Origin of the sequence: Sodalis sp. (in: enterobacteria), from assembly GCF_051710625.1 — a bacterium.
In the GTDB taxonomy this organism is placed as follows: domain Bacteria; phylum Pseudomonadota; class Gammaproteobacteria; order Enterobacterales; family Enterobacteriaceae; genus JBPESN01.
In genome coordinates this window covers 24,882-51,106 of record NZ_JBPESN010000004.1, presented here as the reverse complement: position 1 = coordinate 51,106, position 26,225 = coordinate 24,882, and the positions used below count along the sequence as shown (strand labels likewise).

Below are 26,225 nucleotides of genomic sequence, written 5' to 3'. Positions count from 1 at the left end.
ACGGTTGTTAAATTGCCGCGTTATTATAACATAACAACCCGCTTCGTTACCGATGAGAATAATGCCATGCCCGCCTTCCTTTCCAACGCCGTGTTGCGCCCTGTTTACCGCACCTGTCGTTTCGCCTTATGGGGTGCCGCATTCGGGGTGACGGCCGGTGTGCATGCTCAGGCCGCGGTCGTCACCTCTGTGCGTCCGCTGGGATTTATCGCCGTCGCCGTTGCCGATGGCGTGATGCCGGTGGAGGTTGTCTTGCCCGATGGCGCTTCCCCTCATGATTACGCGCTGCGGCCGACGGATGCGCTGCGCTTGAAAAAAGCGGATGTGCTAGTCTGGGTAGGGCCGGAGCTAGAAGCATTTTTATCAAGACCCGCCTCGTCGCTGCCTGCTAACCGCCGTATTACCCTCGCCGGTCTACCCACCGTCATGCCGCTACTGCAAAAAAGCAGCGAAGAATTGCATAAAAATCATGAGCATGCCGCTGATGAGGGCGGCGAGCACGGTCATTATTACGGCGAATTTAATATGCATCTGTGGCTTTCGCCGACCATTGCTGAGCGCGCGGCCGCGGCGATACATGACCGTCTTGTGGAGTTAATACCCGAAAAGAAACAACTTTTGGACGATAATCTGCGCATTTTCAAAGGCGTCTTGACAAAAAATGACAAAAATATCGCTACAATGCTGGCACCTGTTCGCGCTAAAGGGTATTACGTATTCCACGATGCGTATGGGTATTTTGAAACATACTATGGCCTGACGCCGTCAGGATATTTCGCTATCAATCCCGAAATACAGCCTGGCGCGCAGGCTTTACACAAAATCAGAACACAGTTGGTTGAGCAAAAAGCGACCTGTATTTTTGCTGAGCCACAATTCAGACCAGCCGTTATCAACGCCGTCGCCCGCGGGACAAACGTGCATATAGGCACCCTGGACCCGCTAGGAATAGGTATTGCTTTGGACAAGGAAAGCTACGCGCGCTTCCTGTTGCAACTGTCGAACCAGTACGTGAGCTGCCTGGAAAAGAACACATGAGGATAGTCATTAGTGCAGCAGATAGCCCGCTTTTTCGCCCTGGCGTTTAATCATCTGCCGCGACCCCACCGCGTCATGCTGGGGTCGTTAACCATCGTCACACTGGTTGTCGCCGTTTGGCGACCTTATATTTATTCCCCGGTAGTGGAACAGCCCAACAGCCGTATCATTCCACTGGAAAACCACCAATTGCGCGAGCTGGCGCCTGAGGCGAGCGAACCGCTCGATCAAACAACCCCAGACAGCGACGAAGATATCCCCAAGGATGAACTGGACGAACGCGTGGAAGGGGAGGCAGGCGTGCATGAATACGTCATCTCCACCGGCGATACTCTAAGCAGCGTCCTCACTCAGTACGGCATCGATATTGCCGACGTCACCGTGCTGGCCCGGCAAAATCCCGCGTTGCGCAATCTGAAGATGGGCCAGTCTCTCTCATGGAGGCTGACCACCGGCGGTGATTTACAGCGCCTGACCTGGGATGTTTCCCGCCGCGAGACGCGCACTTATGACTGCATTGACGGCGGCTTCAAGGAAAGTATCGCCAATATGACCGGCGAATGGCGCAATACGACCTTGACCGGCCAGCTCGACGGCAGTTTTATCACCAGCGCCCGCGCCGCTGGCCTGACCGGCGGTGATATCAATGCGGTGATCAAGGCCCTGCAGTGGCAGCTGGATTTTCGCAAGCTGCGTAAAGGCGATCAGTTCTCGGTTCTAACTTCAAGGGAAATGCTGGACGGCAAGAGCGCCCAAAGCCAATTGCTCGGCGTGCGCTTGCGTAGCGGCGGTAAGGATTACTACGCCTTCCGTGCGGATGACGGTAAATTCTATAATCGCGATGCCGCCGGGCTGGCCCGGGGGTTTATGCGCTTTCCCACCGTGAAACAATTCCGCGTCTCCTCCAATTTCAACCCACGGCGGCTTAACCCCGTTACCGGGCGCATTGCGCCCCACCGCGGCGTTGATTTCGCCGTCCCGGTCGGTACGCCGGTATTGGCGGTAGGCGACGGCGAGGTGATGGTCAGCAAACGCGACGGTGCCGCCGGGAATTATGTGGCTATCCGTCACGGTCGTCAGTATATGACCCGCTATATGCACCTGAAAAAACTGCTGGTGAAACCGGGACAGAAAGTGAAGCGCGGCGACCGTATCGCCCTGTCCGGGAATACCGGACGCTCCACCGGCCCTCATCTGCATTATGAGGTGTGGATCAACCAGCAGGCGGTCAATCCGCTGACCGCTAAACTGCCGCGCACCGAAGGTCTGACCGTCCGCGATCGCGCCGAGTATCTTGCCCAGGTCAAACAAATGCTGCCCCAGCTGCAGTTAAATTGATATGACGCCCTCAGCAGCCGATGCAGGATCGGCTGCTTTTTTTCTTTATAATGCGGTCAACTACACTATGGGCGCGTTTAACAGCAGTGAGAAAGGCATGAAAAAGACAAAAAAGGGACAGACAGAGTTCATCCCAACCTTCAAAAGCGCATTCTATGCGCCACGTTACTGGGGCGTTTGGCTGGGGATTGGCGCTATTGCCGCAGCAGCCTGGATCCCGCCGCGGCTGCGCGATCCCGTTTTGGGCGCGCTGGGCCGGGCGGGCGGCCGCATTGCGCACAAAGCGCGTTTTCGCGCCCAGGTCAACCTGGCCTACTGCCTGCCGGAAATCGGCACGCCGCAGCGGGAAACCATCATCGACGACATGTTCTCCTGCGTCACGCAGTCCACCATTCTGATGGCCGAACTGGCCTGCCGCGATCCCCGGCGGGTCCTGGCGCGGGTGCGCTGGCATGGCGACGAATTGATCCAGCGACTGCAGGAAGAGGGGCGCAATGTCATCTTTTTGGTTCCTCACGGCTGGGCAGTGGACGTGCCGGCGATGCTGATGGCGGAGCGCGGCCAGAAAATAGCGGCCATGTTTCACAATCAGCGCAATGAGCTGGTGGATTACATGTGGAACCGCGTGCGGCGGCGTTTCGGCGGCCGTATGCACGCCCGCAATGATGGCATTAAACCTTTTATTAGCTCGGTGCGTCAGGGGTATTGGGGCTATTATCTGCCCGATCAGGATCACGGCGCTGAGCACAGTGAATTTGTCGATTTTTTTGCCACCTACAAAGCGACGCTGCCGGCTATCGGCCGCCTGATGAAAGTCTGCCGCGCTACCGTCGTTCCGTTGTTTCCGGTTTATGACGGCAACACCAGCCTGCTGCATATCCATCTTCTGCCGCCGATGGAGGATCTCACGGACGCCGATGAGGCCACCGTGGCGCGGCGCATGAATGAAGCGGTGGAAACACTGGTCCGCCCAAATCCGGAACAGTATACGTGGGTGCTGAAACTCCTTAAAACCCGCAAGCCCGGCGATCCCAACCCCTATAACCGGCCGTCGCGCTGATAGACTCTTCGCCGGCTGCGGGCGGGCGCTGCTGCTCAATTGAACAGCATTTGCACTGTTTCGATGATGAGTTGAATATTCAATACGACCAATACAGCAGCGGCACCATTGAAATCGGCAGGGCGATGCTCAAAAAGACCTGGGTGTAGACCAGCAGCTTCTCAACCACATCCCCTTTATCTCCCCACCAATAAATACACGCTACCACCGCCATAATGGCGATCAGGCGGGTAATCATGCGCCGCTGCCACAGCGACAGTCGGAAATTGATGAACCCTTTCATAACGATTTGCCTGGTCAAGGTCCCCGTGATAGTGGCATTCTGACCGGAGGCCCGCAGCGCGACCGCGAACAATGTGGCCAGGGTAGAAGCTGGCAATGGCGCCGACCATAGCGTGACCCTGCAGGGCGTCGTACAGCTGGGCGAAGCGGCCAATATCATTCGGATTTTTGCCGAAAAACAGCGCAGCACCGAGGATAAAAAGCAGACAATTGATAATGAATCAGAAGCCAAGCTGCACATTAAAATCAATCGTCGCATAGCGGATCGCTTCTTTCAGCGCCCGTTCATCGCTGCGGTCGTATTGGCGCGATTGCACAATGGAAGAGTGCTGGTACAAATTATGCGGCATCACGGTGGCGCCGACGATACTCGGCGCAATAAAGAAAGCGGAATCGCCGCCCGCCACCTTTGCCGTGAGGATATCGCTTTGCGGGATGAACGCGCGCACGATTTGGCCGAGATCGGGATTGGCCAATGCCACCTCATAGGCAAAAATAACAAAAATAGTGGCGATCAAGGTAAAGACCATCGCCTTGATCTTCCTGATGCCGAATTTCATCAAGGCCAACAACAGAAAGACATCCAGCACGGTAATAATCACCCCGAGCAGCAGCGGGATCTTGAACAATAAATTCAGAGCGATGGCGCTACCGATAACCTTGGCGATTCCTGTCGCGATGATTGCTAATTTGGTGGTGATCCACAGCACGACGGTCGGTGCGTTTGCCAACCAGCGCTTTCGTGGTTTGCGCTAAATCCATCCCCGTCACAATGCCCAGTTTGGCGCACATCACCTGCAACAGCAGGGTAATAAGACTGGAAATCAAAATCACCGACAGCAGAAGGTAGCTATAGAGCGCGCCCCCTGAATAGGGGTGATTCAGTTACCGGGATCTATATAGCCTACCGCGACCAATACGCCGGGCCCTGAAAAAGCAAACAGTTTCTTAAAAACCCCGCCTTTCCCCGTCGTGACGGGAACGGTACTGTTGATTTCTTCGAGACTATTTTTTCTGATTATTTCCATTTTTTATTCCAAATTGCCATGCGGTTGCGAACGATGATTTTATTATGAATGGTAATAATATTTATTATTAATTATGGGATCGTTGAGTTCCGGTTTACTTTGGGCAGGTGCAGACCTGCGCCTTGCGTGCCGAGTATGACGCCACTGCAGGGGCGTAGGCGTAATACAGTCGCGGGCAGGATGCTACCTGGCCCGCGATACCCCCGCTGCTACGTCGGTAAACGTAGGCAATAATCCCCTATTTAACAGCAATAATAAGGGGTGTGCGGGGAAGGCGGCGGAATTATCCGGGGCAGTTTAAAGAAAGTTGAAGTTTCTGTCAGATGCAAAGGCACGGCCAGAGACGCGCAAGGGAGGTGGAATCCGCTGTAGAATAGGGCGCAAAGAGCACGGGGAGCCGCCGGCTTAAGCCTCGGTGGGCAGCGCCGGCCCCGCGCCCTGTTCCCATCGCGGGAGAAGCGGCGCGTCAGATTTTATAAGGCGCGCAATACCACGATCCCGGGTTTATTATGCATGTAATCCATAAACGGGGTATCTGCCACTTTGCGGTTGCGCTGCAAAGAGGGGGTATTGCGGTAATAGAGCTGATCCCCTTTGCGGATGGCAATGCCCACATGGGAAACATCAAGCACGTCAAGTTTGGAATAAATGCCGATATAGTCGCCTGTGCGGATAGCATCAAGCGCCTTCTGGTCCAACGCTTGTGCGGGAATGTAGGTGATATCGCGCTCAACTACGCCGATGCCGGGAATGAACCGACCACCGTCCGCTTTCAGGTTCAGTTGCTTATGGATTACCTTGGCGTTAAGACTGATTTCGGCGGTGACGTCCCGCGCATTTCGCGGCTGGCTTGCAAACCAATCCGTGAAGAAATGCTTGCGGTTTACAAAAGATACCTTACCGTTTTTGTAGCGGGTTTTTACCAATTGATCGAGAAAATCCGCCTTGTTGGACGATTGGCTCAGCGCGTGTACGTAATCCAGCAGGGTAAAGCAGTCAACGCCGTTGAAATCCACCACCAGCTTTTCAGGCTCGGTGGCTGAACCAATTAAGGTATTGGCCTGATAGGGCGTGCCGAGGAAAGATTGTGATACCAGCTCAATTAATTCCCCGCGGCTTTCCTGTGCATGTGTTTGCACATTGCTTTGGTGGCGCTAATCGCATCTATGGCCACCGGATATTTTTTAGGGGAGCATGCCGATAATAGCAGGCATAGGGGAATAATCAGGTATTGACGCATAATAATTTCCTTAAAACGAAAAACGAAAAACGAAAAACGAAAACAATGTTGAAGGGAAATAACGCTGGATGTAAAAAGCAACCTTAATTTTGTTGTTGATTCATTTATGTCTTGGCAGATAAAAGTCAATGGTGTCAGTAATGATTATTATCGAGTTAATTTATTTACTTTTTTACCGTTATTATCGCTGTACCTTAAGATCAATATCGTAGACTGTACCAGCACGTTTATTCATCGGTGGGTGTAAGCCGCCAGATTGAGGCCTGTTTCCGCTGACATAGGATAGGGCGCCGCCCGTCAGGCGGGGACGCCGGCTGAAGCTTTCAGCGTTTCACGCCGCCGTGTTATTGGCGATGACGCGCCCAGTTGCGCAACTGGGGAGGGTGTTATGGGAGGATAGCATATCACGCTGGCTAACCGTGAAAATACGGCCAGGGTATCGCGTGAACGTATTGATAATTTAATTATGGCTGACGATGGTCACTGTATTTTCAGCGCCCGGGCGAAAATCGACGAATTTCGCAGGCGTATCTTTTCTGGAAAAAGAAAAGTAGAAGATTATAAACACATTTATCAATTACTTTGTTATGATAATCTTAAATTTTAATGGGATAAGACCATAGAAAGTCACTGGCGCCCGCTTTTTGGTCTTATGAAAATGATGGATCACACAGTAGGGCGGAGGAGAGACAGCATTACCGTATCGCGTGGAAAAATAACGGCTATAATGTTTACACCGTAACACTTATCTATGCCGGGAAACCTATTACTCTGACGATACTTAATCAGCAGGAAATCGATTTTTTGAAAGAAAAGCTCTTCAACAAAAATAACGGCGAAATTATCTTGCGCGCTGCCTGGAGCGGGAGTAAACCTCATCACGAACACTATGCGAGATCGTTTTTACGCCATTATGAGGACTATAAATAACAGCGGGCCAAAGCGGTGCCAGCCACCGCCCTGGTGGTTCGGGCAACCGATAACGTCCCGGGGGCGTCCTGTGCTTTTCCAGCGCAGTCGGCGCGTGCTCTGGCAGCGGGCCACCGCAATCACATCGCCGCTATTGACCGCTTTCTGGGGCAAATCCATTAATCAACACGTCATCGCCAAAGGGAAGGAGATTGGGCGGGAATCCTATGGGTCAGCCTTTAAAATTGGCGCGTTTGTGATGAAAATTCCTCGTAACAAAGATAAGGTCTGGATCGATTTTGCGGCGCTGCCAAATGCCCATCCCGTACGCACCCAATATTACCTCAACAGGGCTAATGATGAGCCTGATTTTGCCCGCGCTGGTGTGATGACCAACAAACACGGCGATCCGGTGGATGTGCTTGTCACGAAATATATCGTGGACAGTACGTTAGAAGATCTGTTTGACGACGAGGAGGGGAATCGGCTACGCACCAAAGTATTGATGCAGCTCGATGCGCGCGGATTATTTATGCATGACGCCGACGTAATAGGCAACATACTGGTGGACAGCGTTGGGCGAATATACTTTATTGATGCCGACCAAATGGTCATTGCACAACCTCAGCGCTTAACCCGCGCGCCCTCCTTTGCCACTGAGGAGTTAGAAGCAGTGCTGGAAATCCATTATCAGGCAATGGCAAAACAGGCGATGAAACGCGGACGGCGCGATAATGACTATTTGCGGCGTCTGTCAGCCCTGCGCGCGATGCGCGCACGACCCCCCCCCGCGGTGGACATCACGGCCGCCCGATGCGGCCGTGATGCGTTTGCCGGCGATTACTCCACGCGCAGGATGCGGCTGGTGTTGGTGGTCCCGACCATGTTTATGACATCGCCCTGGGTGATAATGACCAGGTCTCCCGACACCAGAAAGCCTTTATCGTGCAGCAAATTGGTGGCCCGGGTCGCCGCCGCCACGCCTTCACCGTCGCCGTCAAAATAGACCGGCGTCACGCCGCGATAAAGCGCGGTCAGATTCAGGGTATGTTTGTGGCGCGAGAGGGCAAAAATCGGCAGACCCGAGCTGATACGCGACATCATAAGCGCGGTGCGGCCCGATTCCGTCATTGAGATGATGACGGTGATGCCTTTCAGGTGGTTGGCGGCGTACATCGCCGACATGGCGATGGCCTCTTCGATGTTATCGAATTGCACGTCCAGCCGATGTTTGGACACATTGATGCTGGGGATCTTTTCCGCGCCGAGGCAGACGCTGGCCATGGCGGCCACCGTTTCGGCGGGATACTGCCCTGCGGCGGTCTCGGCCGAGAGCATGACCGCATCGGTGCCGTCGAGCACCGCGTTGGCGACGTCCATGACTTCCGCGCGCGTCGGCATCGGATTGGTTATCATCGACTCCATCATCTGCGTGGCGGTGATGACGGCGCGATTAAGCGTGCGGGCGCGGCGGATCAATTTCTTCTGAATACCCACCAGTTCCGGATAGCCGATTTCAACCCCTAAATCGCCGCGGGCGACCATCACCACATCCGAGGCGAGGATGATATCGTCCATCGCTTCCTCGGTCGCCACGGCTTCGGCGCGCTCCACCTTCGAGACAATTTTGGCATAGCTGCCCGCGTCACGAGCCAGACTGCGGGCATAGTTCAAATCCTCGCCGGTGCGGGGAAAGGACACCGCCAGGTAATCAACGCCAATTCGCGCGGCGGTGATGATGTCGGCTTTGTCTTTTTCGGTCAGCGCTTCGGCGGACAAACCGCCGCCAAGCTTGTTGATGCCCTTGTTATTGGACAGCGGACCGCCTACCGTCACCTCGGTGTAAACCCGAATACCCTGGATTTCGAGCACTTTGAGCTGCACTCGGCCATCATCGAGCAGCAGAATATCGCCGGGCACCACATCGTCGGGCAAGCCTTTATAATCAATGCCCACACGTTCGCGGTCGCCCTCGCCGCGGCCAAGTGAGGCATCCAACAGGAATTTGTCGCCGACGTTCAGGAAAATTTTCCCTTCACGGAACGTCGAAACGCGGATTTTAGGCCCCTGTAAATCGCCGAGTATCGCCACGTGCCGGCCGAGTCGGGCCGAGATTTCGCGCACTTTCTGCGCTCGCAAAAGATGATCATCTGCGCTGCCGTGTGAAAAGTTGAGGCGCACGACGTTGGCTCCGGCGGCGATCACTTTTTCGAGATTATTATCGCGATCGGTGGCGGGGCCGAGGGTGGTGACAATTTTAGTTCTTCTTAGCCGTCTGGACATGGATAACTCCGTTGACTTGGGCAATGGTGTTGTTGCAACAAAAAGGCTGCTCCGGCGGAGCGCCAGACGTATGACCGGTCCCCGCGCCGGGTAATCCCTGCTGGTAAAAGCTTTCTGCGGCAGCCCGGCCGCCGCAGAGGGCACGAAGGTTTCCCTGGATGCCTTCGTTAAAGTCCTAATTCCGTTTTATCAAAGCGCGATTCTTTCAGGGCGTCCTTGACCCGCTTTGTAGCGGTCAACTAAAACTGGCCACCGCGTTAGCGTTTTTCCAGTATCTACTTTCTGATTCGTTTGGTGGCAACCCACCGTTATATTCATGCGGCCTGAGTGCGCTATAATATCCCACGATATAGTCGGTAATTTCATGAGCTGCTTCGCTGAAGCTGTTGTAACCCTTTGTCGGCACCTATTCTGTCTTCAGGCTGCGGAAGAACCACTCCATCGGACTGTTATCCCAACAGTTACCACGCCGACTCATACTTTGTTTGATCCAGTAACGCCACAGCAACTGTCGGAACTGCCTGCTCGTATAGTGACTACCCTGATCGCTGTGGAACATCACTCCGGCTAGTTTACCACGCGTTTCCCATGCCATTTCCAGTGCTTTGATGGTCAGTCTGCTGTCCGGGGGAGAACGACATAGCCCAGCCCACCGGTTTCCTCGCGAACAGATCAAGAACAACCGCAAGGTATGCCCAGAGTTTCCCGGTCCAGATATACGTCACATCGCCGCACCATACCTGGTTTGGCTCCGTTACAGTGAACTGGCGCTCAAGATAATTTGAGATCGCAACATGCTCCTGACCGCCACGCTTATACCTGTGTGTCGGCTGCTGACAACTGACCAGTTCCAGCTCTTTCATGAACCTGCCTGCGAGCCAGCGTCCCATCCGGAAGCCTCTCTGGGTTGCCATGGTGGCGATACTTCTCGCGCCAGCTGCACCATGGCTGATACTGCGCAGTTCATGAACCTGACTGCGCAATACCGCTCGCCTGTCTTCTGGCCTATCAGGACGACTTTTCCAATATTTGTAACTGCTGCGATAAACCCTGAACACGTGGCAGAGTGTGGCCACAGGATAACGCGCTCTGAGTTTCCCGATTAACGAGAACTGTTCAGGGGGTCTGAGATCAAGAGCGCTGTACCCTTTTTTAATATTTCGTTTTTCATTTCAATGCGTTGTACCTTCTTCTTGATCTCACGTATTTCGATTTGTTCCGGGGTTATGGGAGAGGCTTTTGGCGTTTTCCCCTGTCGCTTATCACGCAGTTGTTTTACCCATTTCGTCATCGTAGAAAGGCCGACGTCCATGGCTTTTGCTGCTGGCGCGGCGGTGTAATTTTGGTCGACAACCAGTTGAGCGGATTCGCGTTTGAATGCAGGACTAAAATTTTTTCTTTTCATTGGTGCACCCGTGTTGTTCTGAGGTGAGCATATCACCTCTGTTCAGGTGGCCAAATTCAGTGTGCCACTACACAAAGGAGAAATCATTATTGATTTAATCAAATATACTACGAGCCGGTAGGCAAAGGCAGCGAAACTGGGAGGCCCTGCGTGTTTTTTGCCAGAGTATGACCTGTGTCTAACTTTCAAAGCGGTAAGGCAACCACAATGTTGTTAATTAGTTACACTTTTAAAAACAAAGACGGGTGTAATTGCCAAAAAACAGGGGCCGAATGCATTATTTTTGACATTTTATCGGTCGATGTCGAAAAAATACCCTAATAATGTAATAAAATTACAAATCCTGCACGAGGAGAAGAACATGGCGGTAACCTCTATAGCCCAGGCCTGTGATCTGGTCATTTTTGGCGCGAAAGGCGATCTGGCGCGGCGTAAGTTGTTGCCCTCGTTCTATCAGCTGGAAAAGGCAGGTTCGCTTCATCCGGAAACCCGCATTATTAGCGTCGGGCGCGCGGACTGGGACGTCAAGGCGTATACCAAAGTCGTGCGTGAAGCGCTGGAAACCTTTATGAAGGAACTCATCGACGACAAATTATGGAAAACGCTGAGCGCACGGCTGGATTTCTGTAATTTGGATCTGGATGAGACCAAGCATTTCAGACGGCTGGGTGAAAAACTGGATCAGCAGGCCTGGGTAACGGTGAACTACTTCGCTATGCCACCCAACACCTTCGGCGCTATCTGCAAGAACCTGGGTGAAGCGAAATTAAATAGTGAGCCGAGCCGCGTCGTTATGGAAAAACCGCTGGGTACCGACTTGGCGTCTTCGCAGGTGATAAATGATCAGGTTGCGGAGTATTTCAATAAAAGCCAGGTCTACCATATCGACCATTATCTCGGCAAAGAGACGGTATTGAACCTGCTGGCGCTACGTTTTGCCAATTCATTGTTCGCCTCCAATTGGGATAACCGCACCATCGATCATGTACAGATTACGGTGGCCGAGGAAGTCGGCATCGAAGGTCGCTGGGGCTATTTTGACAAAGCCGGTCAGATGCGCGACATGATTCAAAGCCACCTGTTGCAGATCCTGACCATGATAGCCATGTCGCCGCCTTCGGATTTGACCACCGATCGTATCCGCGATGAGAAAGTCAAAGTGTTGCGCTTGCTGCGCCCTATTGATCACAGCAATGTGCGTGATACCACGGTGCGCGGTCAATACACCGTCGGTTTCGTGCAGGGGGAAAAGGTGCTCGGTTATTTGGAAGAAGAGTGTGCCAAGTAAGAATAGCCACACTGAAACCTTCGTTTCCATCCGCGTCGATATCGACAACTGGCGCTGGGCGGGTGTGCCGTTTTATCTGCGTACCGGCAAACAGTTGCCGACCAAATGTTTTGAAGTCGTGGTCTATTTTAAAAATCCGGCGCTTAATCTGTTCCGGGATTCCTATCAGCAATTGCCCCAGAACAAATTGACCATTCGTTTGCAGCCGGACGAGGGGATGGATATCCAGATCCTGAATAAGGTGCCGGGATTGGATCATAAACATCGCCTGCAGACCACCAAACTGGATCTGAGGTTCACTGAAACCTTTAATCAGGAACATTTGGCCGACGCTTACGAACGGCTGCTGCTGGAAACCATGCGCGGTATTCAGGCGCTGTTTGTCCGCCGTGACGAAGTGGAAGAGGCCTGGAAATAGGTTGATTCGATCATGGAAGCCTGGGAGGCGAATAATGACGCGCCCAAACCTTATTAGGCCGGTACCTGGTGGCCGGTTGCCTCCGTCGCGATGATTACCCGCGACGGACGCTCGTGGAACGAGTTCGAGTAACCGACGGTATCAAACCGTCGTCAGGACAGGTTCCGAGCTCCGATTTTTCAGCCGTGCGCCCACGCGCGCGGCAGGGTGATTTTATAGAAGGCAAACAGGCGTCAGCAAGACATGAATAACTGGAAAACCAGCGCGGAAACTATCCTGACCTCGGGGCCGGTCGTGCTCGTCATCGTCATTCAGAAACTTGAGCATGCGGTTCCGCTGGCGAAAGCCCTGGTGGCCGGCGGCGTGAAAGTCCTCGAAGTGCCGTTGCGCACGCCGTGCGCCATGGACGCTATCCGCGCTATCGCCAAAGAAGTACCTGAGGCCATTATCGGCGCCGGCACACGGTAACAAACGCGGCACAGCTCGCCGAGGTGACGGCCGCCGGGGCGCAGTTTGCCATCAGACCCGGCCTGACTGAGCCGTTATTAAAAGCCGCCACAGCTGGCTCGATTCCGTTAATTCCCGGCATTAGCACCGTATCGGAATTGATGTTGGGTATGGATTGTGGTCTGCGCGAGTTCAAATTTTTCCCGGCAGAAGCCAACGGGGGTGTGAAAGCCCTCCAGGCGATCGCCGGTCCGTTCTCCAAGGTGCGTTTTTGCCCGACCGGCGGCATCTCACCGGCCAACTACCGTGATTATCTGGCGCTGAGAAGAGCGTGCTGTGCATCGGTGGTTCCTGGCTGATGTCGAATGAGGCGCTGGAACAGGGCGATTATGCCCGCATCACCCAATTGGCCAAAGATGCCGTTACCGGCGCTAAAGCATAACCACGCCTGTTCATCACGCCGGCGGCGCCTGTCCGGCAAGCTGCACGACGGTTAAATCCGCGCCGTTCCTGGCGCGGTTTTTTTGCCCACAGGGTCAGGGGCAGCTATGCGCCGCCACTACGGCGGCCAGGGTGGTTAGCCAGCAACAGAGGACCACTCCGGCAGCGACTTAACTGCGCCCTACGTCGATAAACGGGCCTTTCAAACGTGTAGCGTTTAACCGTCGTCGCCGGGAAGCGCCGCGTCCTGCTGCCGATCGCCGGCAAAATATTACCCGGGCGGTTTCCCCAACGCTTTTTTGAACGTGGTGATAAAGGCCGAGGGAGAGTCATAGCCCAGATTTTCCGCCACCCGCTGCACGCGGGTACCCGACGCCGGTTCCCGGATGGCGATAATCAGCTGCAATCGCTGTCGCCAGCGGCTAAAGGTCATGCCGGTTTCTTTGATAAACAGTTTGGCCCATGCGGAAAGAGTGTGGCGCTCGGCGGGTGACTGGTTTAGTGTATCGGTGACACGTCGAATGCGCGGATAGGAAGAAAAGGGCAATGAAAGGTTCTCCTCCGGCATGTTGGCCAATTGTTCCAGCATCACCACGACAAGGCGTCCGGTCGGTGAATCGGGCGCATAATCCCCCGGGATCCACTCCGTGCAATGGGGCGGTACCATCAAGAGCGCATCGTTGAGTTCGCAGGTGATACCGCCATGGAGTACCATGATTAATTGCCCTTTGCGATGCTGATGAAAAGGGGTTTCCATCGCGCTCTGAACGGCATCCAGACGCATCGCCGTCGCCAGATTGCGGTTCCGATCGTTCCGATCGGGTTCATAATGGGTTAAAGGTGCCGGCAGCATGGCAAATTGGCCGTTTATCACAATTTTCCGTCATTTTATCTCAATTTTTTCACCGCGCGCGCCGGTAAAGTAGCCGGGCATTCATGACAGCAGGAATCACGCTTTTGGTTAATACATCTCCCGATTTTCAGGCCTGGTCGCCCGGGCGTTTTTTACTGGTCGTCGGTATTTTGTTGATAGCGGCCTGCCTGCGCACGCCCATAACCAGCGTGGCGCCCATTGTGACCAACATTCGGGAGAGTTTTGCCCTTAGCACGGCGGCGGCGGGTGCGCTGACCACGTTACCGCTGCTTGCCTTCGCGCTGGTGTCGCCCTTCGCGGCCCGGCTTGCGCGCTGGCAGGGTATCGAGCGGGCGTTATTTGGCGCGCTGGCGGTGATGATTGCCGGTGCGCTGCTGCGCGCCGTGGACCAGTTAGCCTGTGTGTATTTGAGTACCTTAGTGCTCGGTGCCGGCATAGCGGTGGGCAATGTATTGCTACCGAGTTTATTGAAGCGTGATTTTCCGAAGCGTATTGCCGGTATGACCGCGGCCTATGTCGTCATAATGGGCGTCGTTGCCGCGCTGGGCTCGACGTTTATTGTGCCGCTGACGCAAGGGTTGCAGGGGCATTGGCGTTTCTCGCTGGGGGTAATGTCGACGTTGCCGCTGCTGGCGATGCTGTGCTGGTTGCCGCAGGTGGCAAAACACACGCATTCTGGCGGGCCGGATATGGGCGGCGGCCTGCGCCGGGGCAGCCTCTGGCGTTCGCCGCTGCCCTGGCAGGTCACGCTGTTTCTCAGCCTGAACTCGTTTATTTACTATATCGCCGTTGGCTGGCTTCCGGCCATGATAACCGCAGCGGAGTATAATGCCGCTTATGCGGGATCGTTACACGGTCTGATGCAACTCGCTACTGACGTGCCGTGTATCCTGCTGGCGCCGGTGATAACACGGATGAAAGACCAGCGCTTGGCTTGCCTGCGCCACCGGGCTGGTTACGCTGGTGTCGCTCGCGGGGCTGGCTCTGTGGGACCCGCCGGGGTCTCGTGGTCTGGACCCTGTTGTTGAGCGGCGGCACCGAGGCGGCAATGATTTTGGGGCTGGCATTCATCAGTCTGCGCGCTGCGGAATCACACCAGGCGGCGGCACTGTCGGGTATGCCGCAATGTGCGGGTTATCTCTGCTGGCGGCGTTTGGCCCGATGCTGATGGGCGATCTGCATGACCTTGCCGGGAGTTGGTATTGGCCGCTACTGCTGTGTAGTCTGTGCGCCGGTGTGATGGGTTTGCTGGGGTTTCTGTGCGGGGCCGACAGGCAAATCAGCCGCCCGCTGATGCTTTCCCCGGCCAAAGACCGGGGAAAGCGAACGGCTTAACCTGTGACCCGTGCCGCGGCAGCCGCTTTTTTCGCCACCGTCAACGCCGCTTCCACCGCTGCTTCCACCGTCGGCGCCACGGCAAGCGCCACGCCGAGACGGCGTTTGCCGCTAAGTTCAGGTTTACCGAACAGACGAATCTGTTGCCCGGCCCCGCCAGCGCGTTCTCCAGGCCGCTAAAGCTGACGTTATCGCTCTGCAGCTCCGGCAAAATCACCGCCGAGGCCGCCGGAGCATATTGGCGAATGGTGCTGATCGGCAGTCCGAGAAAAGCGCGGACATGCAGGGCAAATTCCGACAAGTCCTGCGAAATCAGGGTCACCATGCCGGTGTCATGAGGGCAAGGAGATACTTCGCTGAAGATAACATCGTCGCCGCAGATAAACAGTTCGACGCCGAATAACCCCTTTCCGCCGAAAGCAGTGACGACTTCAGCGGCAATGGTCTGCGCAGCCTGGCGCGCCAGCGCGCTCATGTGTTACTGCTCTGCCAGGACTTGCGGTAGTCGCCGTTCTCTTGCCGATGACCGATGGACGCGCAGAAATAGATGCCGTCCACAGCTCTGATGGTCAAGAGGGTGATTTCAAAATCAAACGCCACCAGCCCTTTGACGGTAACCTTACCCCACCGCCGGCCCGGCCGCCGAGTTGGGCATATTGCCAGGCGGCATCCAACTGTGCCGAGCCACGCACCAGGCTTTGCCCTTTGCTAGAAGAGCTCATGACCGGTTTGATAATGAAGGGATAACGATGGCCTCGACCGCGTTATCAAGCGGCGTCCGATCGGCGGCAAAGCGGTAGCTGGAGGTGGGAAGAGAGAGCGTTTCCGCCGCCCGCCGCCGAATACCTTCCCGATTCATCGTCAACCGGGTCGCGTTAGCGCAGGGCACCACGTGGTGCCCTTCTTGTTCGAGGGTGACCAGCATATCAGTGGCAATGGCCTCGATTTCCGGCACGATAAAAGTGCGGGCGCTCATGGCTCTATCACGGCGCGAAGCACTGCGCTGAGCAACATCACGCGCGTTGCTCCCGGACGAAGTGCTGTTCCGATGGTGATCATCTCGGCAATCCGCGGTAATAAAATTTACGCGCAGTATAAACGAAAACGTTTGTTTCTACATCCGCCGGGTCACGGGCGGCGTCCGCAGGGGCCTCCCCCCCATCCCGAGTTCAGAGGGAAAACACGCGGGGCTGCGCCAGAAAGCGGAGAGGACTGCTGTCCTTTAAGTTAGCGCCGTTGGCGCTTTTCTTTTTGCCGCTCGGCCTGTGAACGCGAAACGTCTTGTCTGAAACCGCGGAATGCGCTTATCTAGAGCTTTTGAAAAAAAACAGTTTCGCACAAAATTTTTTAACCGGTTATTATCATCTAATAAGGTAAAAATGATGAATTGCTCACATGGAGGAACTATGAATAAAACGGGAAACAGGGTGGCGGGACTATTAATGTCGTCAATGTCGGCGAGGGCAGATGACGCGACACCCGTCCCTGCGCAGGAAAACGCCGGGCAGTCCACCACACAGGCCTCCGGCAAGACCACCCCTGCACCTGCCGGCAATGCTAACGCGGCAGGGGGGAGGAGCGCCTCCGCGCAGGGCAACGCTAACGCGACGGGGACTACGGCCACGCTAAACGGGCAGTGCCGACGCGTCCAAGACGGCCCCCCTGCGTTGGGTAACGCTAATGCAACGGGCATGGCGAAGGCGCCGAATGGCAATGCCGATGCCGCCGGGGCCGCTCCCGCACAAGGCAACGCCCGCGGCGCTGCCCCTGAGGGTAACCCCCGCGCAAACACCGGCGCCGGGCGTCAGGTAGAGAATAACGCTGCGGCTAAGAACGGCGCCAACGGGGCCGCTAAGGGCGGGGGAAAGGCGGCGGCGAAAAAAACTCCGGCCGATAAAGCGGCGGCGGATAAAGCCGCTAAAGCAAAGAATGCCAAATCTGGCGCGAGCGCCACTACGCCGGGAATCGCCAAAGTGTCTCACTGTCCCGATCTTAACGCCACGCAGGTCGCGGAGTTCGTGGTTCAGGACTATACCCAAAACCGCTTTCAGCGATCCGAACAAGACCAGCAGGCGGCCGGCGGCCGGCGGCCGGCGGCAACAATATCAACGTTTGGGTTAATCCGGAAGAGGTGACAGGTGTTGGCGATGTCTGGCAGGCGCCGCTGAAAGTGCGCGATAATGCGCAGGACTTAAATTTTGCCGTGACGCTGGATTGCACCAAAGGCGAAATCACCTACCGATTAAATCGCTAATCTTCACCGGCGCCCCCCTGCGGGCGCCGTTGCTGGCACTGCCGCGTTTGCACAGATCAGTCTTTCTTTACCTTTCGTTGTCTCTCCTGCATTGACCTTTTGCACAGGCCCGCAGGGCGCAGGCTCGGCCGCGACAAGCGCAGCGGCAGGCGGCGCTGCGCCTCATGCTCCCGCTGCGCTTGGCATAGCAGAATATTCGTGCCCCTCTATTTCTTAGAAAGAATAAGGAATTGCCGTATGACATCGCCACCCAAAGCAGAAAAGCGATCCTATACATTAACGCTACACGGCGATAGTCGTGTGGATGACTATTACTGGCTGCGCGATGATAAGCGTGAGGATCCGGCGGTGCTGGATTATCTCAAGCGGGAAAATACCTACGGCGAAATGATGATGGCCGGGCACGAAGCCTTGCGGCATCAATTGTTCACGGAAATGGTGGAGCGCATTCCTCAGCGGGATTGGTCGGTGCCTTACGTGCGACGGGGGTATCGCTATCAAAGCCGCTACGAAAAGGGTAACGAGTATGCCGTCTACACCCGTCAGCCGGAGGCGGCGAGCCCGCAAGACCCCTGGGAAGTGCTGCTCGACGGCAACCAGCGCGCCGCCCAGAGCGAATTTTATACCATGGGGGCGCTGGAAATCAGCCCCGATAATCGCATCATGGTTGTGGCGGAAGATTTCTCATCCCGGCGCCTCTACGGGCTGCGCTTTAAGGATCTGGCGCGCGATTCCTGGTTTCCAGAAGTGATTGAACACGCATCGTCCAGCTTTGAATGGGCCAATGATTCCCAGGTGCTGTATTACGTTCACAAACATAAAAAGACCTTGCTGCCCTATCAGGTGTGGCGCCATGTGGTGGGCACGCCGACCACGCAGGACGAGCTTATTCATGAAGAGCAGGACAACACCTTTTATGTCAGTGTGCAGAAGACCACCTCCGAGCGCTATATCCTCATCGCTCTCGGCAGCACGACCTCCGGGGAAATCCTGCTGCTGGATGCCGACGATCCGCAGGCGACGCCGCAACCCTTTTTGCCACGGCGTCATGACCACGAATATTCCCTGGACCATTATCACGGCCACTTCTACATCCGCTCCAATCGCGACGGTAAGAATTTTGCGCTCTATCGCGGTGAGACGGGTGATGAAAAACTTTGGCAAACGGTGATCCCGGCGCGCAAGGACGTGGTGCTGGAAAGTTTCACGCTGTTCCGCGACTGCCTGGTGCTGGAGGAACGCCATATGGGGTTGACCAGCCTGCGGCAAATAAGCTGGTCGACCGGCGAAGAAAAGGGTATCGCCTTCGATGATCCTACCTACGTGACCTGGCTGGCCTATAACCCCGATCCGGAAAACGTGCGCATGCGCTACGGTTATTCCTCCATGAGCACGCCGACGACATTATTCGAAATGAACCTGGATACCGGCGAGCGTAAGCTGCTCAAGCAGGCGCAGGTGAAAAACTTTCAGGCGGAAAACTACCGCAGTGAGCGTCTTTGGATCACCGCCCGCGATGGGATAGAGGTGCCGGTATCGCTGGTTTATCGCAAGGACTTGTTCAAACCTGGCGACAATCCGCTGCTGGTTTACGGCTATGGCTCCTACGGGAGTAGTATGGATCCGGACTTCAGCGTCAGCCGGCTCAGCTTGCTCGATCGCGGTTTTGTCTATGCCCTGACGCATATTCGCGGCGGCGGCGAGCTGGGACAGGAGTGGTACGAGGACGGCAAATTATTTAACAAGATGAATTCGTTTAACGACTTCATCGATATTAGCAGCGAGCTGTTGCGTCAGGGATATGGCGATGCCACGCAGGCCTTCGCCATGGGCGGCAGCGCAGGCGGGCTGCTAATGGGCGCGGTCATTAATCTGGCGCCAGACTTGTTCAAAGGGGTTGTAGCACAAGTTCCTTTCGTGGATGTCGTGACGACCATGCTGGATGAATCCATTCCACTGACCACCGGCGAGTATGAAGAGTGGGGCAATCCGCAGAATGAAACCTTCTATCGTTACATGCTGCAATACAGCCCCTATGATCAGGTGCGCGCGCAGGCCTATCCCCATTTGCTGGTGACCACCGGCCTGCACGATTCACAAGTGCAATATTGGGAACCGGCCAAGTGGGTCGCCAAGTTGCGCGAGTTGAAAACCGACGATCATTTGTTGTTGCTGTGCACCGATATGGACTCCGGCCACGGAGGCAAATCCGGCCGTTTCAACGGCTATGAAGGGGTATCGATGGAATATACCTTTATCCTGTCGTTGGCGAAACCGCTTGGGATTCCACGGCCGGCGACGGCCTAGCCGCGGCCGGGGAGAGTTCAACCCCGGCATTCATTCCCCCGCGGGGCTTTCAGCGCGCCTTTGTTCAACATCCTGTGCGCCGTTAAGATAAAAGTTGAGGCTATAGCGCAGGTCGGCGGATAAATCGCGCAAATTGGCCAGCAGCCAGTGTAGATAATCGGGATCCTGAAGCGCTATCTGCGCCAGAGGCTGGCCGCGGTATTTACCGAATTTCAGGCTGGATAACAGCGTCGCCTCATTGCTTATCGCCACCATCTCCTCGGCACTCCAGCCGGAATCCTGCCGCATCTTCATCAGCAGGGCGGCGGTGACATAACAATCATACAGCGCCCGGTGGGGGTAAAGCCCCTCCGGCGGTGTGACCTGCAAGTTAAGGGCATAGCGCAAATATTGGTTACCGTATTTAATGCCGGGATAAAGTTTGCGCGCCAGTTTCAAGGTGCAAATCCACTTGCCGTTCATCTCCGGCAGCATGCGCCTGTCGAAGGCGGCACTGTGCGCCACATAATAGGCGCTACCCTGGTAGCGGCCGATAACGCGCGCGATGCGGGGTTTATCCGCCACCATCTCCTCGGTGATATGATGAATCGCCATCGCATCCAGCCCGATGGGACGTCCCGGATTGACCAGGTCGCTCATCACATTGCTGATGCCCGCATCGCTGAGATCCAGCGACGCGATTTCCACGACCCCGGCGTCAAGGCCGCAGGTCTCGGTATCGATCACGCGAAAGGTCATACTGTGTCCTGTGCTGGCATAGTTGCCCTATTATGACCGGTTACGGGGCAATAAAAAACCCGCTGCGAGGGCGAGTTGATAGGAAATGAAGCGGCAAGGCACTAAACAATATCGGCAGGCGCCTTTTTGTTACGCTTTTCGGTACGCTTTTTTTCCGGCGTTTTTAACGGTTTTTTCTTACTATCTTTTTTACGATCCATTCCCTTACTCATAGTGACCTCTCAGTGGCAGACAGGAAATGCTGAGATCATTAACTGCCGATCGTGCGGCGTTGGCAACATAAATCGTGCTATTTCCACGTCGCTGGGGGAGTGTCGCAACACAGCACAGCCCGGGCCAAGGGGGAAAAGCAAGGACGTTACACCCGTGTACACGTGGCCTCCTCCGCGCCGGGACTGACAGGCGAAGGTCAAGTCGCCTGCCGCGACATCCCTATAAGATTGCCGTCAACGCGGGAGGATTTTCTCGTGGTGAGCGCTACTACCCCCCGAGGGGCAGAGCTCGCCAACAAGGGGAGCAGTGCCGCACGGGCCGCGCCCTCTTGCCGCTGTGCCAGCTGTGGCAGAAGGGGGTTCGCGCGCTGGCGGATTATTTATGCGGCTCGTAGGGCAGGCGAGAGAAATTAAGTGATGCTTGCCGGTAAAAGGCCACCCGCGCGCGAAAATACTCACGTAACGAGGCGGGCTGGTCGCGCTCCACCTGTTCCGCCACGACCGGCATGTTATAACGCTCTTTAAACGCAACGGCAGAGGCCGCCAAGTCAACGTTGATTTCATCGCGCTTCGCCTCGCCCAGCGCCGCTAAATTATATTCCATCGTTATTTTTTCCCGTTATGCCTGCACGGCGTTCAAAATAATACAGCCGACGGCGGTTTGCAAGCTGCCGCGGTAATAAAAAACAAATAATAATCGTTTCTATTTCGTAGCCGCCATGGGCGGTGGCGCAAGACAATCACCCCGAGACATGATCGCTTATTAAGAATACAAATAAGAATCCCTATTAATTTCAATTATGGAATTGTTATCACTTCCTGATTTGGTTAATGATAACATCATCTATCTTATTGAATAAAAAGATCTTTAAACAACCTATTTTCTTTCGGAATAAGTCGGTTTGTTTTTCTGTTTGATGTAGGCATAATAGCAAAATAAATCACCTGCATATCCCATAAGGACGCCAGTCAATGTTAAAAACAGAAATGGCCAATAAGCTTAATAAGCAATTAAATCTCGAACTTTTTTCCGCCAACTTCTATTTACAAATGAGCGCCTGGTGTAATGACAGAGGGTTGGAGGGCGCCAGGCAGTTTTTCAAGACGCAGTCCAGCGAAGAGATGGATCATATGCGCCGCCTGTTCGATTATCTGAACGATACCGGCACCATGCCGGTGTTAGGCGCTATTGAAGCACCGCCCGTCGGTTTTCCCTCTCTGGCCGAGCTTATCAAGCTTGCCTACGAGCATGAGCAGATGATCACGCTGAAGATTAACGAGCTGGCTCACGTGGCGATGACGCTGCAGGACTATTCCACGTTCCACTTCCTGCAATGGTATGTCGCCGAACAACATGAGGAAGAGAAGATGTTCAAATCCATCCTAGACAAGCTGACGCTGGTCAATACCGACGCCAGTGGCCTGTTCTTTATCGATCAGGATCTGAAGAAAATGAAGGGCGATAATGATAATAGCGTAAACACTATCATGTAAGCGTTCCCCTTCCCGCGCGTCGCAGCCGGAAGGACGGGCGCGTTGTCCTCGACTTCACCCGCCGCAGCCACTATCATTTGCCCGCGTTCATGTAAGCGGGCCAGCCAGTTCTGACTGGGCGTCTTTGTCGCCTGCGGCGGTAATGGCTATGCAGTGGATCCTGCCGTCTTATTTCCCGCCGCCGTGGCGTTTATTCAGACATTTCTCTACTTAAGGAAAAACACCAATGTTAATGCAACGTATTGACGCGCCGGTGTACGCGCTGGCGCTATTTGCTGGGCCGGTGTTGTGCGCGCCGCGGGCGGAGGTCCATGCCCATCTTAAAACGCAATATTCCGCCGCCAATGCCACGATGACGGACGCGCCGCAGGCGCTTACCCTGAACGTTTACCGAAGCGGTTGAACCCGCGTTTAGCGGATTAACCTTGACCCGTAATGATAACCAGCAAGTGCCGACCGGACCCATCAAAACTGATCTGGCGAATGCCTCTCAGATCATCGTGCCTTTTATGCAGCCGCTCACCGCGGGCGACTACCAGGTGGCATGGCATGTCGTTTCGGTTGATGGTCATAAAACCCAGGGCAGCTATACCTTCAGCATCAAATAGATGGCCACGTTGCCGGCCTAGTTCGCGGCCTGCCGCTTTATCCATTTTGCCGCGTTGATTCAACTGAGCGGCATTAGGCTGGTCAGCGAATGTCTGGCGCCGCCGGCGCGGCGGCGTCAACTGAGGCAGGCGCGTTCAGGGGCATTTTGACGGGATTGGCTCTGGGCGCTCTGGCATCGGGCGGCACGCTGCTGGCGCTACAGGCCGGTCTGATGGGGCGGGGATGGCCTGATACTGTTCGTCCTGATGTCTGGCGCGCAGTGCTGCATACCGCCTTTGATCAAGTGTGGTACTGGCATCTACTGTTACTGCTGGCTATCTGCTGCGCCTCTCTGGGTACCCCCGCGTCTTACAGGCGTTACAGGCTGTTGTGGCTATTGACGATGGCGGCGCTGCTCAATCTGGCGTTGGTAGGCCGCGCCGCGATGTATGACGGATTACGCGGCGCAGCGCAGCGCGGTAACCAAATGCTGCATCTTCTGGCGGTGGCGGGATGGCTCGGCGGGTTATGGCCTTTGCTGCTGTCGCTACGCGGATTGACACGTCCACGTCTGCGCGGAGAGGCCCTGAAGGCATTGATGGCGTATTCACGCTGCGGCTATCTGTGGGGGTAGCGCTGGTAATATTGACCGGAATCGGCAAATAGCTTTCTTGGTGCTGGGCCGGTGGCGCTGGCGCAGCCGTATTCGCGTATGTTGCTTATTAAGATCCTCGCCGTGGCGGCGATGGTACTACTGGCGTTGACCAATCGTTACCGCATCGTCCCCACGATGCGCCTGGATGAAGCCCTCGCCATTAAACGATTGACCCGGTTAACATTAACGGAAATCGCTCTTGGCGTGCTGGCGCTGTTGCTGGTCAGCGTATTTGCCATGCTCGAACCCCAATAAGTTTTCGGTTGCGGCCGACATGTTCATAGCAGGTCTATTATGAAAAAAAAATGGGTTGTTGTTGTCCTGGCAATGTTGGCGGCACAGTACGCCAGCGCCATGAAAATCATCACTCTGAGCAAATTCCAATACGGTAAGCGCTGGGCGTTCACCAAAGAGGAGGTACAACTTATGTGCCGACCGGATCATGCGTTATATGCCCTGAGTATAAGCACTTTGATGCAATACCCGCTGAACGAGAAGGCTGAGCAACAGCGCAAGGAAGGCCACGTTCACGCTCAACCCATTGAGGTCATTTTACTTGATGATCCCGACCACCCGGGACAGAAAATGAGCATTGCGCCTTTTGTCGAGCGCGCACAGCAGCTTTGTGTTGACAACACGACACCGTAACGGCGGGCAGATAGAAAAGAATTTCTCAAGCGCAAAGGTTAAGTAACTTGAAGTGTGTCTGTTATCACAGAGTTAAACTTTGATGACGGAATATGTAAGTGTAGTGGCACACTGAATTTGGCCACCTGAACAGAGGTGATATGCTCACCTCAGAACAACACGGGTGCACCAATGAAAAGAAAAAATTTTAGTCCTGAATTCAAACGCGAATCCGCTCAACTGGTTGTCGACCAAAATTACACCGCCGCGCCAGCAGCAAAAGCCATGGACGTCGGCCTTTCTACGATGACGAAATGGGTAAAACAACTGCGTGATGAGCGACAGGGAAAAACGCCAAAAGCCTCTCCCATAACCCCGAAACAAATCGAAATACGTGAGCTCAAGAAGAAGGTACACCGCATTGAAACGGAAAACAAAATATTAAAAAAGGCTACAGCGCTCTTGATCTCAGACCCCCTGAACAGTTCTCGTTAATCGGGAAACTCAGAGCGCATTATCCTGTGGCCACACTCTGCCACGTGCTCAGGGTTCATCGCAGCAGTTATAAATACTGGAAAAGTCGTCCTGACAGGTCAGACGGCAGGCGAACGGTATTGCGCAGTCAGGTTCATGAACTGCACAGTATCAGCCATGGTGCAGCTGGCGCGAGAAGTATCGCCACCATGGCAACCCAGAGAGGCTTCCGGATGGGGCGCTGGCTCGCAGGCAGGCTCATGAAAGAGCTGGGGCTGGTCAGTTGTCAGCAGCCGACGCACAGGTATAAGCGTGGCGGTCAGGAGCATGTTGCGATCCCGAATTATCTTGAGCGCCAGTTCGCTGTAACGGAGCCAAACCAGGTATGGTGCGGCGATGTGACGTATATCTGGACCGGGAAACGCTGGGCATACCTTGCGGTTGTTCTTGCATCTGTTCGCGAGGAAACCGGTGGGCTGGGCTATGTCGTTTTCCCCGAACAGCAGACTGACCATCAAAGCACTGGAAATGGCATGGGAAACGCGTGGTAAACCAGCCGGAGTGATGTTCCACAGCGATCAGGGTAGCCACTATACAAGCAGGCAGTTCCGACAGTTGCTGTGGCGTTACCGGATCAAACAAAGCATGAGCCGGCGTGGTAACTGTTGGTATAACAGCCCGATGGAGCGCTTCTTCCGCAGCCTGAAGACAGAATGGGTGCCGACAAAGGGTTACAACAGCTTCAGCGAAGCAGCTCATAAAATTAGCGACTATATCGTGGGATATTACAGCGCACTCAGGCCGCATGAATATAACGGTGGGTTGCCACCAAACGAATCAGAAAATAGATACTGGAAAAACGCTAACGCGGTGGCCAGTTTTAGTTGACCACTACATATCCACTCGTTTTTCAGACTTCTGAAGAACCGCTCCATCGGGCTGTTATACCAACAGTTACCACGCCGGCTCATGCTTTGTTTGATCCGGTAATGTAGCGATGCAAACGATTCTTGACTAATTTGCACTCAATTCTGGACTCTCGATAAGCTCAAAATTTAGGTATTTTGGACTGTCCAGAATCGTTTGCAAATTGACGCATTGTCACTTGAGTGTTGCCTAACTTACCTGTAAGAACTTCAAAAGATGCATGAATGCTATGTATAGCTAAACGAGCTATAGCCGTTACTCAAAGTAGGCACTAAACTATTGCTATGATAATTATATTACTATATTAATGATGACTTTCCTCTCAAGCTGGAAATCAATGTACGTTTTCGTGTAACATCCCAGCCCTTACTTGATGTTTAGTGAATGCCGTCAAGGACTGCAGCAGTGGCTTAAAATCGATATCTTAGGCAGTTCTACGCCTTAACTTGAAAGACTTTTAATTCGCGCTGATAGGTTACCTATGTTTAACAAGTTCATGCACATTTTCATGCTAAGATATCAATAATAAATATCACGTTTTAAATGAATTTTAGCAGGGTGGG

17 protein-coding genes and 8 pseudogenes are annotated in these 26,225 nt (G+C 54.5%); 15 read left to right on the top strand and 10 right to left on the bottom strand.

Annotated features, from left to right (window positions below; all coding sequences use genetic code 11):
* Positions 1-66: 66 nt before the first annotated feature.
* From znuA to lpxM, 3 genes are all read left to right on the top strand, one after another.
* Positions 67-1,038 (top strand): zinc ABC transporter substrate-binding protein ZnuA, encoded by a 972-nt coding sequence (gene znuA / locus ACTBDU_RS02635; RefSeq protein WP_438805488.1) that lies wholly within the window; start codon positions 67-69, stop codon positions 1,036-1,038.
* A gap of 12 nt (positions 1,039-1,050) precedes the next feature.
* On the top strand, positions 1,051-2,376 hold the full coding sequence (gene mepM / locus ACTBDU_RS02630) for a murein DD-endopeptidase MepM (RefSeq protein ID WP_438805461.1): 1,326 nt from the start codon (positions 1,051-1,053) through the stop codon (positions 2,374-2,376).
* Positions 2,377-2,473: 97 nt separating this feature from the next.
* Positions 2,474-3,436 (top strand): lauroyl-Kdo(2)-lipid IV(A) myristoyltransferase, encoded by a 963-nt coding sequence (gene lpxM / locus ACTBDU_RS02625; protein ID WP_438805460.1) that lies wholly within the window; start codon positions 2,474-2,476, stop codon positions 3,434-3,436.
* Between the two features lie 79 nt (positions 3,437-3,515).
* Here lpxM and ACTBDU_RS02620 read toward each other — a convergent pair whose 3' ends face one another.
* The 6 genes and pseudogenes from ACTBDU_RS02620 to ACTBDU_RS02595 all read right to left on the bottom strand — a co-directional run bounded on the left by ACTBDU_RS02620 (position 3,516) and on the right by ACTBDU_RS02595 (position 10,583).
* Complete coding sequence (locus ACTBDU_RS02620; RefSeq protein WP_438805459.1) at positions 3,516-3,791, bottom strand: divalent metal cation transporter; 276 nt, start codon at positions 3,789-3,791, stop codon at positions 3,516-3,518.
* Positions 3,792-3,939: 148 nt separating this feature from the next.
* Positions 3,940-4,449: an Nramp family divalent metal transporter gene (locus tag ACTBDU_RS02615; RefSeq protein ID WP_438805458.1), complete on the bottom strand. Its 510-nt coding sequence runs from the start codon at positions 4,447-4,449 to the stop codon at positions 3,940-3,942.
* Positions 4,367-4,552, bottom strand: coding sequence for a divalent metal cation transporter (locus ACTBDU_RS02610; RefSeq protein ID WP_438805457.1), 186 nt, complete (start codon positions 4,550-4,552; stop codon positions 4,367-4,369). Before ACTBDU_RS02610 ends, ACTBDU_RS02615 begins: the two co-directional genes overlap by 83 nt.
* A 667-nt stretch (positions 4,553-5,219) precedes the next feature.
* Complete coding sequence (locus tag ACTBDU_RS02605; RefSeq protein ID WP_438805456.1) at positions 5,220-5,885, bottom strand: DUF1460 domain-containing protein; 666 nt, start codon at positions 5,883-5,885, stop codon at positions 5,220-5,222.
* Between the two features lie 1,850 nt (positions 5,886-7,735).
* Positions 7,736-9,178, bottom strand: coding sequence for a pyruvate kinase (gene pyk / locus ACTBDU_RS02600; RefSeq protein ID WP_438805455.1), 1,443 nt, complete (start codon positions 9,176-9,178; stop codon positions 7,736-7,738).
* A 235-nt stretch (positions 9,179-9,413) separates the two neighbouring features.
* Positions 9,414-10,583 (bottom strand): annotated as a pseudogene (locus ACTBDU_RS02595) (IS3 family transposase).
* A gap of 361 nt (positions 10,584-10,944) precedes the next feature.
* On the opposite strand from ACTBDU_RS02595, the pseudogene zwf reads away from it, so the two are divergent.
* Both zwf and ACTBDU_RS02585 read left to right on the top strand, forming a co-directional pair.
* A pseudogene (zwf, locus tag ACTBDU_RS02590) lies at positions 10,945-12,421 on the top strand (glucose-6-phosphate dehydrogenase).
* Between the two features lie 111 nt (positions 12,422-12,532).
* Positions 12,533-13,178, top strand: a pseudogene (locus ACTBDU_RS02585) (bifunctional 4-hydroxy-2-oxoglutarate aldolase/2-dehydro-3-deoxy-phosphogluconate aldolase).
* A 270-nt stretch (positions 13,179-13,448) separates the two neighbouring features.
* Here the strand turns inward: ACTBDU_RS02585 and ACTBDU_RS02580 are convergent.
* The gene (locus tag ACTBDU_RS02580; RefSeq protein WP_438805454.1) at positions 13,449-14,030 is read right to left on the bottom strand and encodes a helix-turn-helix domain-containing protein; all 582 of its coding nucleotides are present in this window, start codon (positions 14,028-14,030) and stop codon (positions 13,449-13,451) included.
* An 83-nt stretch (positions 14,031-14,113) separates the two neighbouring features.
* Here ACTBDU_RS02580 and ACTBDU_RS02575 point away from each other — a divergent pair.
* A pseudogene (locus ACTBDU_RS02575) lies at positions 14,114-15,386 on the top strand (MFS transporter).
* On the opposite strand, the pseudogene purT reads toward ACTBDU_RS02575, so the two are convergent.
* Positions 15,383-16,445: pseudogene (gene purT, locus ACTBDU_RS02570) on the bottom strand (formate-dependent phosphoribosylglycinamide formyltransferase). The pseudogenes ACTBDU_RS02575 and purT overlap by 4 nt on opposite strands.
* Positions 16,446-16,792: 347 nt before the next feature.
* Here purT and ACTBDU_RS02565 point away from each other — a divergent pair.
* The 3 genes from ACTBDU_RS02565 (at position 16,793) to ACTBDU_RS02555 (ending at position 19,947) form a co-directional block, all read left to right on the top strand.
* Positions 16,793-17,521, top strand: a complete 729-nt coding sequence (locus ACTBDU_RS02565) for a YebF family protein (protein ID WP_438805453.1) — start codon at positions 16,793-16,795, stop codon at positions 17,519-17,521.
* Positions 17,518-17,640, top strand: coding sequence for a YebF family protein (locus ACTBDU_RS02560; RefSeq protein WP_438805452.1), 123 nt, complete (start codon positions 17,518-17,520; stop codon positions 17,638-17,640). The genes ACTBDU_RS02565 and ACTBDU_RS02560 overlap by 4 nt, the downstream gene beginning before the upstream one ends.
* Positions 17,641-17,877: 237 nt before the next feature.
* Positions 17,878-19,947, top strand: a complete 2,070-nt coding sequence (locus ACTBDU_RS02555; protein ID WP_438805451.1) for a S9 family peptidase — start codon at positions 17,878-17,880, stop codon at positions 19,945-19,947.
* Between the two features lie 30 nt (positions 19,948-19,977).
* Here the strand turns inward: ACTBDU_RS02555 and exoX are convergent, their stop codons facing one another.
* The gene (exoX, locus tag ACTBDU_RS02550) at positions 19,978-20,685 is read right to left on the bottom strand and encodes an exodeoxyribonuclease X (RefSeq protein ID WP_438805450.1); all 708 of its coding nucleotides are present in this window, start codon (positions 20,683-20,685) and stop codon (positions 19,978-19,980) included.
* A gap of 588 nt (positions 20,686-21,273) precedes the next feature.
* A complete protein-coding gene (locus tag ACTBDU_RS02545) occupies positions 21,274-21,501 on the bottom strand; it encodes a DNA polymerase III subunit theta (RefSeq protein ID WP_438805449.1) in 228 nt (75 codons plus the stop codon).
* 368 nt (positions 21,502-21,869) lie between these two features.
* Here ACTBDU_RS02545 and ftnA point away from each other — a divergent pair, with 368 nt between their 5' ends.
* The 6 genes and pseudogenes from ftnA to ACTBDU_RS02515 all read left to right on the top strand — a co-directional run bounded on the left by ftnA (position 21,870) and on the right by ACTBDU_RS02515 (position 25,623).
* Complete coding sequence (ftnA, locus tag ACTBDU_RS02540; RefSeq protein WP_438805448.1) at positions 21,870-22,391, top strand: non-heme ferritin; 522 nt, start codon at positions 21,870-21,872, stop codon at positions 22,389-22,391.
* A 226-nt stretch (positions 22,392-22,617) separates the two neighbouring features.
* Positions 22,618-22,999: pseudogene (gene yobA, locus ACTBDU_RS02535) on the top strand (CopC domain-containing protein YobA).
* A gap of 155 nt (positions 23,000-23,154) precedes the next feature.
* Positions 23,155-23,613 carry a hypothetical protein gene (locus tag ACTBDU_RS02530; protein WP_438805447.1) on the top strand — a complete coding sequence of 153 codons (459 nt, stop codon included), beginning with the start codon at positions 23,155-23,157 and terminating at the stop codon, positions 23,611-23,613.
* Between the two features lie 45 nt (positions 23,614-23,658).
* A pseudogene (locus tag ACTBDU_RS02525) lies at positions 23,659-23,889 on the top strand (CopD family protein); the annotation flags it as partial.
* A gap of 39 nt (positions 23,890-23,928) precedes the next feature.
* Positions 23,929-24,282: a YebY family protein gene (locus tag ACTBDU_RS02520; protein ID WP_438805446.1), complete on the top strand. Its 354-nt coding sequence runs from the start codon at positions 23,929-23,931 to the stop codon at positions 24,280-24,282.
* A gap of 171 nt (positions 24,283-24,453) precedes the next feature.
* A pseudogene (locus ACTBDU_RS02515) lies at positions 24,454-25,623 on the top strand (IS3 family transposase).
* Positions 25,624-26,225 lie beyond the last annotated feature (602 nt).

Bases quoted from the DNA above. Each gene is read 5' to 3' on its own strand.
- exoX (WP_438805450.1), bottom strand. From the start codon at position 20,685: ATGACCTTTCGCGTGATCGATACCGAGACCTGCGGCCTTGACGCCGGG.
- ACTBDU_RS02565 (WP_438805453.1), top strand. From the start codon at position 16,793: ATGAATAAAACGGGAAACAGGGTGGCGGGACTATTAATGTCGTCAATG.
- znuA (WP_438805488.1), top strand. From the start codon at position 67: ATGCCCGCCTTCCTTTCCAACGCCGTGTTGCGCCCTGTTTACCGCACC.
- ftnA (WP_438805448.1), top strand. From the start codon at position 21,870: ATGTTAAAAACAGAAATGGCCAATAAGCTTAATAAGCAATTAAATCTC.
- ACTBDU_RS02545 (WP_438805449.1), bottom strand. From the start codon at position 21,501: ATGGAATATAATTTAGCGGCGCTGGGCGAGGCGAAGCGCGATGAAATC.
- lpxM (WP_438805460.1), top strand. From the start codon at position 2,474: ATGAAAAAGACAAAAAAGGGACAGACAGAGTTCATCCCAACCTTCAAA.
- ACTBDU_RS02555 (WP_438805451.1), top strand. From the start codon at position 17,878: ATGACATCGCCACCCAAAGCAGAAAAGCGATCCTATACATTAACGCTA.
- ACTBDU_RS02520 (WP_438805446.1), top strand. From the start codon at position 23,929: ATGAAAAAAAAATGGGTTGTTGTTGTCCTGGCAATGTTGGCGGCACAG.
- pyk (WP_438805455.1), bottom strand. From the start codon at position 9,178: ATGTCCAGACGGCTAAGAAGAACTAAAATTGTCACCACCCTCGGCCCC.
- ACTBDU_RS02580 (WP_438805454.1), bottom strand. From the start codon at position 14,030: ATGCTGCCGGCACCTTTAACCCATTATGAACCCGATCGGAACGATCGG.